This window comes from Flavobacterium sp. (assembly GCF_046317795.1).
Classification (GTDB): domain Bacteria; phylum Bacteroidota; class Bacteroidia; order Flavobacteriales; family Flavobacteriaceae; genus Flavobacterium.
The window spans coordinates 1-6,237 of sequence record NZ_JBKCVI010000017.1 but is presented as its reverse complement, the minus strand read 5'-3'; the positions used below and the strand labels follow the sequence as shown (position 1 = coordinate 6,237).

The 6,237-nt window shown below is 33.8% G+C and carries 6 protein-coding genes; 2 read left to right on the top strand and 4 right to left on the bottom strand.

Annotated features, from left to right (window positions below; genetic code table 11):
- Nucleotides 1-132: 132 nt before the first annotated feature.
- The 3 genes from ACK5ON_RS01055 to lysS form a co-directional block, all read right to left on the bottom strand.
- On the bottom strand, nucleotides 133-462 hold the full coding sequence (locus ACK5ON_RS01055; protein ID WP_396174491.1) for a hypothetical protein: 330 nt from the start codon (nucleotides 460-462) through the stop codon (nucleotides 133-135).
- A 69-nt stretch (nucleotides 463-531) separates the two neighbouring features.
- Nucleotides 532-978, bottom strand: coding sequence for a hypothetical protein (locus ACK5ON_RS01050; RefSeq protein WP_396174493.1), 447 nt, complete (start codon nucleotides 976-978; stop codon nucleotides 532-534).
- Between the two features lie 110 nt (nucleotides 979-1,088).
- On the bottom strand, nucleotides 1,089-2,780 hold the full coding sequence (gene lysS, locus ACK5ON_RS01045) for a lysine--tRNA ligase (protein ID WP_409819075.1): 1,692 nt from the start codon (nucleotides 2,778-2,780) through the stop codon (nucleotides 1,089-1,091).
- Nucleotides 2,781-3,199: 419 nt separating this feature from the next.
- On the opposite strand from lysS, the gene lipB reads away from it, so the two are divergent.
- Nucleotides 3,200-3,940 (top strand): lipoyl(octanoyl) transferase LipB, encoded by a 741-nt coding sequence (gene lipB / locus ACK5ON_RS01040; protein WP_409819073.1) that lies wholly within the window; start codon nucleotides 3,200-3,202, stop codon nucleotides 3,938-3,940.
- Nucleotides 3,941-4,006: 66 nt separating this feature from the next.
- Here lipB and ACK5ON_RS01035 read toward each other — a convergent pair whose 3' ends face one another.
- The gene (locus ACK5ON_RS01035) at nucleotides 4,007-4,672 is read right to left on the bottom strand and encodes a ribonuclease HII (RefSeq protein WP_409819071.1); all 666 of its coding nucleotides are present in this window, start codon (nucleotides 4,670-4,672) and stop codon (nucleotides 4,007-4,009) included.
- 210 nt (nucleotides 4,673-4,882) lie between these two features.
- On the opposite strand from ACK5ON_RS01035, the gene ACK5ON_RS01030 reads away from it, so the two are divergent.
- On the top strand, nucleotides 4,883-6,237 hold a 1,355-nt coding region (locus tag ACK5ON_RS01030), incomplete at its 3' end, for a TonB-dependent receptor plug domain-containing protein (protein WP_409819069.1).

Genomic DNA, 6,237 nt, shown 5'->3' with positions numbered 1-6,237 from the left:
GGTTTATTACAGATGCTTTAACCTATGAAGATTTGGATTATACTATAAACGCTGTAAATAAAGTTGCCAAAACGCTATAAATAAAAAGTCCCGAAAATTTTCGGGACTTTTTATTTAAAAATCAGAAAGTAATTAATTAATTAATTTCTTTAGTAATTCTGGATTTTTTTCTAATTTTTCTATTTGATTTCCATCAAGCGAAGCTCTAATTTTAGCATCCATAACTCTTGTCAATTCTTGTTTTCTTTCTGCTGATAATGTTTTGTCTTCAAGAACAGTGTGTTTTTGAGTAAAAAGTCTCGCAAAGTCAGCATTTTGAGTATCGTTTAGTCCTAGAAATTCCGTTAACATAGCGGCCTCTTTTTTTCCTTTATCAGTTGAGGTTAACTCACTTTTATCTTGTGCATTTGCATTTATTGAAAATGCTAATAGTAAGGTTACAACAGCAATTAATTTTTTCATTTTTTTAAGTATTTAGTTTATAATAAATTCAAAACTAATTTATTTTTGTGTAAACTCAAAATTTATTTTTTATTTCTCGTCAGGAATCGCATTTATTTTTTTGTTTTCTCTTTTTTCTTTCATTTTTTCTTTCATTTTTTCTCTTCTTTCCTCATGAATTTTTTCCCATTTTGTAAATTGTTCAGAAGTCAATATTTTTCTCATTTCATTACTCATGGCTGCATACTCTTCATCTATTTTAGCTTTCATTTCAATTCTTTGTTTTGCCTGTAGTGCTTTCATTTCAGCTTTAATTGCATTTCTTTTTTCAACTTCTTTGGTTACTAAAGCTTTCACTTCTTTTACTTGTTTGTCATTTAAACTCAAGTCTTTTGACATTTTTTTTACTTGATATTCAACCTTTTGTTCCGGAGTTAACGAGGCAAATTTATCTCCATTAGGTCTTTTCATTTCTTTTTCTTGTGCCATTGCTGTTATTCCAACAATAAGTAAAAATGCTACAACTAATTTTTTCATCTTTAAAAGTTTTTAAGTTTATGTTGCAATAGGACATGGATAAATTTAAAAGGTTTAACCTTTAACAATAAATTATAAAAAAAGGAACTCAATTGAATTCCTTTCTATTTTTAGTTTAAAACTACCGTTTTGTTATCACCATCTACAATTACTTTAGTTAGTCCATGTTTGGCAAGACCTTTCATGGCAGCATCCCATTTTTTGCCGCTTAATTGTGATTTGTCTTTTAATTGTACAAGCGACTGATTGTTCTCTGCTTTTAACAAACTGATGATTATTTTTTCGTCTTCGGTTAAATCCAATTGCTTTTTCTCCGGACGCATTTGAGGAAAAAATAGCACTTCTTGAATGGAAGCATTATTGGTTAAAAACATGATTAATCTATCCATACCAATTCCAAGTCCAGATGTTGGCGGCATTCCATATTCTAAAGCTCTTAAAAAATCATTGTCTATAAATTGTGTAGCTTCGTCATCGCCGCGTTCTGCTAACTTTAATTGTGCTTCAAATCGTTCGCGTTGGTCTATTGGGTCGTTTAATTCAGAATAGGCATTAGCCACTTCTTTGCCACAAACCATCAATTCGAAACGCTCTGTTAATTCAGGATTATCTCGATGTTCTTTGCAAAGTGGCGACATTTCTTTTGGATAATCGGTAATAAATGTCGGTTGGATAAAGTTGCCTTCACATTTGGCACCAAAAATCTCATCGATTAATTTTCCTTTTCCCATGGTTTCATCCACTTCAATGTGCATGCTTTTGGCAGCTTCGAATAATTCATCTTCACTTTTGCCCGAAATATCAAAGCCAGTAAATTGCTTAATGGCATCAGTCATAGTAACTCTAACATAAGGAGTTTTGAAGTTTATTTTATGTTCACCAAAAGTGGCTTCGGTGGTTCCATTCACTTCTTTGGCACAATATTCTAATAAATTCTCGGTAAATTCCATCATCCAATTGTAGTCTTTGTAGGCCACATAAATTTCCATTGCCGTGAATTCTGGATTGTGCGTTCTGTCCATTCCTTCGTTACGGAAGTTTTTAGAAAACTCATAAACGCCATCAAAACCACCTACTATTAATCTTTTTAAATATAATTCGTTGGCAATTCTTAAATATAAAGGAATGTCTAATGCATTGTGATGCGTTATAAATGGGCGTGCCGCAGCACCACCAGCAATAGATTGCAATACTGGAGTTTCTACTTCCATATAACCCGCTGAGTTGAAAAAAGTACGCATGGCGGTGAATAATTTTGTTCGTCTGATAAAAACTTCTTTCACTTGTGGGTTTACCACTAAATCTACATAGCGCATCCGGTAACGCAATTCAGCATCATTAAAAGCATCGTGAACATTTCCTTCTTCATCTTTTTTTGGCAAAGGCAAAGGGCGCAACGTTTTGCTCAGAAAAGTGAATTTATCTACACGCACCGATTTTTCGCCTACTTTGGTTAAAAATAATTCGCCTTCTATTCCAATAAAGTCTCCTAAATCGGTTAACTTTCTAAAAACTTGAGTGTATAACGATTTATCTTCACCAGGACAAAGCACATCACGATTAAAATACAATTGAATTCTGCCTTCGCTATCTTGCAATTCTACAAAGGATGCCTTCCCCATATCGCGGTCGCTCATCATTCTTCCTGCCAAAATCACTTTCTTCCCTTCCTCGAAGTTTTCTTTGACCTGTTTTGAAGTATGGTCAACAGGAAATAAATTCGCTGGATAAGGGTTGATGCCTAATTCGCGTAGTGCGTTGAGTTTCTGTCTTCTAATGATTTCTTGTTCGGAAAGTTGCATAATCTAATTTTAAGAAGGCAAAGATAGGTTTTAGTTTAAAAGTTTAAAAGTTTACCCTGAAATTAATTCAGGGTTTAAGAGTTTAAAAGTTTGGAGCGACCCGAGCGAAGCGAATTGGCGAAGCAAAGGTTCGGGCTTTGTAACTAGTCCATTCCTGCCTGCGGCAGGCAGGTTCCTGCTTTCCGTTACAACCTGACTGCCGGCAGGCAGGTCTTTTTCTTTTGTCCCTTCGACAAGCTCAGGGTGACAAAAATAAAAAGGTCTTCCACTTCAAATGCGAAGCATTCACTGAACACCTATCATAAATATAAACTTTGTGAAGTACTCAGGGCTAAAGGATAAACTATTTGTATATTTGTCTACTAATTTAATTCAGTGTTCTCTCCCCTCTCTTTTGGAGAGGGTTGGGGATGAGGCTTATGAACAAAAAAATCCAACTTCAAGATTTAGGAAATAAAGATTACAAAGACACTTGGGATTATCAAGAGGAATTATTCAAAGCTATAGTTGCTGTTAAAGTTCAGAATAGAAATACTAATGCCCAAAATGTCACACTGAGCACTCCCGAAGTTTCGGGAGAAGTGCCAACTCCCAACTTCTTTCTTTTTGTAACTCATCCTCATGTATATACTTTGGGAAAGAGTGGCGATATTTCTAATCTTTTACTTTCCGAAAAACAATTGGAAGCCAAAGGGGCGACGTTTTATAAAATAAATCGTGGTGGCGATATTACGTATCACGGACCAGGACAAATTGTAGGTTATCCTATTTTGGATTTAGAAAATTTTTTCACCGATATACACAAGTATTTGCGTTTACTGGAAGAGGTAATCATTCTTACTTTGGCAGAGTATAACATAATAGGAGCAAGAAGCAAAGGAGAAACTGGTGTTTGGTTGGATGTGGGTACACCATTTGCTCGAAAAATTTGTGCCTTCGGAGTTCGTGCCTCTCGCTGGGTAACCATGCATGGTTTTGCTTTGAATGTAAATGCCAATTTGGGCTACTTTGATAACATTATTCCTTGCGGAATAAAAGGTAAAGCAGTTACTTCAATGCATGTTGAATTGGGAAGAGCTATTGATGAAAATGAAGTGAAAGAAAAAATAGTAAAGCATTTTCAAATTCTTTTTGAATCAGAATTTATTATTCAGCAGTAAATAGTCCATAGTGATTAGTCAATAGTCAATAGTTTAATCCCTAAACCCAATTCCCAAATCAAAAATCTAATATCTAAAATCTAAAGTCAATTGTTCAGGCAATAAACGAAAACTCATTCTATGGTATTTAGTTACACCATATTTTCTAATTGCATCTCGGTGTTCAAGTGTTGGATATCCTTTATTTTTTTTCCAATTATACATAGGAAATTCTTCATGAAGTATGTTCATATAGTCATCGCGATACGTTTTGGCTAAAACTGATGCAGCGGCAATACTCATATACTTACTATCGCCTTTTATTATTGAAGTGTTTGGTATCGAAAGCAATAACTCAATTTCGGAATCCGTAAAAAGTTTACCTCCTTTATTTTTAATTCCCCCTTTGGGAGTTAGGGGGCTATTTCCATCTACTATTATATAATTAGGTAAGGGATTTAATTTCAAAATACTTTCTTGCATGGCTTTTATGGAAGCGTTTAAAATATTTATTTCATCAATCTCTACATTATATATATGTGTCACCGAAAAAGAAATGGCTTCCTCTATTATAATAGGTCTTAGCTTTTCTCTAACTTTTTCTGAAAGTTTTTTTGAATCATTTAACAAATCTAAATTGAAACTATCCGATAGTATCACCGCAGCGGCAGTAACTGGGCCAGCAAGACAACCTCTACCAGCTTCATCAGTGCCGCATTCTAGATTAAAATTTGTAAATTTATTTTTTAGCAATGGCTGGTTTTTAACGCATTAACATTATTTTTTAAAAATATCAAAATTGACGCAACCTTTTAGAATATTTTGAATCAACAAAATGAGTTGTGCAAATATCATTAAAACATTATGGTTAGGTAAATTTTTTAAAAAATTTAATTGTTAATATTTGGTTAATTAAGAAATAATTAAGAAGTTTGCAGAATAACTAACTCAAAAAAAATTAATATGAGATCGAAGTTCAAATGGATTTTTACGCTTTTACTAGCGTTATCAATGCAGTTTTCGTTTGCACAAGAGAAAACTGTAACAGGTGTTGTTTCTGATAATAAAGGACCAATACCAGGTGCAAATGTTGTTGTTAAAGGAACAACACGAACTACACAAACAGACTTTGATGGAAAATATTCTATTAAAGCAAAAGTAGGAGAAGTTCTTGTAATTTCTTTTGTTGGAATGTCAGACAAAGTAGTAACTGTTGGTACTGCCAATAATTACAGCGTAATACTAAAAGATGGAGTATTACTGGAAGAAGTTGTAATCTTAGGGTATGACAAAACAGCTGCTAAGCCTTTATCAACAGCTGCGGTTGTAACAGTAACATCTGAATCATTGAAAAATAGACCAAACGTTACTGTACTCCAGTCTTTACAAGGTCAAGCGGCAGGTCTTAACGTTTTTGCATCTTCTGGTTCTCCGGGTTCTGCAAAGTTTGATTTGTTAATAAGAGGTAGAGGTTCTTCCAACAGTTCAACAGATCCTCTATATGTAGTGGATGGAGTTCCAACTAATGCTGTTGTTTTTAGAAATATTAACCCAGAAGATATTGATCAAATTTCAGTTTTAAAAGATGCCTCTGCAACTACAATTTATGGTTCAAGAGCTGCTAATGGTGTGATTGTCATTAAAACTAAAGGAGGTTCTTATGAGTCACCTCTGAAGGTATCTTATTCAAGTACTTATGGTGTTTCTGAACTACCTAAAGACGATTATAATTTAATGAATTCAACCCAGTTATTAAAATTGCAAAGAGACAGGTCAGTTAGTGCTGGTGCAGGAGGTAATACTTTATTAAATTTAGCAATTGGTCGTGTTGAGGGTTCACCAAATTTTAATGCCCCTCTAACGGACTCAGAGATTTCCAGTGCACCAAATCAAAATTGGATGGACGTTTTTTTTACCACTTCTACAACTCAAAATCATAATTTGAGTTTGACGTCTGGCGGTAAAAACTTAAATAATTTTACATCTTTCAGTTACACTGAACAAGAAGGTATCGTTAGAAATACAGATTTTCAAAGGTTTACTTTTAGATCTAATATTAATGGAAAAAGTGCTAATGAAAAGTTTAAGTACAACACTAATTTGACTATAGCTTTTTCAAAGCGTAATCAATTGAATCAAGAAACTAATGGAAATATTAATAATAACGTTGTACAGAATCCACTTTTAGGAGGTCTGACGGCTGTTCCTTATTATGGACAAGATTTCTATCCAGGTTCCGGTCAAGGGTTATATGATTTAATTGGAACTGATTTCGATGGTGGTAATACTACTTTAGTTTTGCAAGACTTTCTACTAGG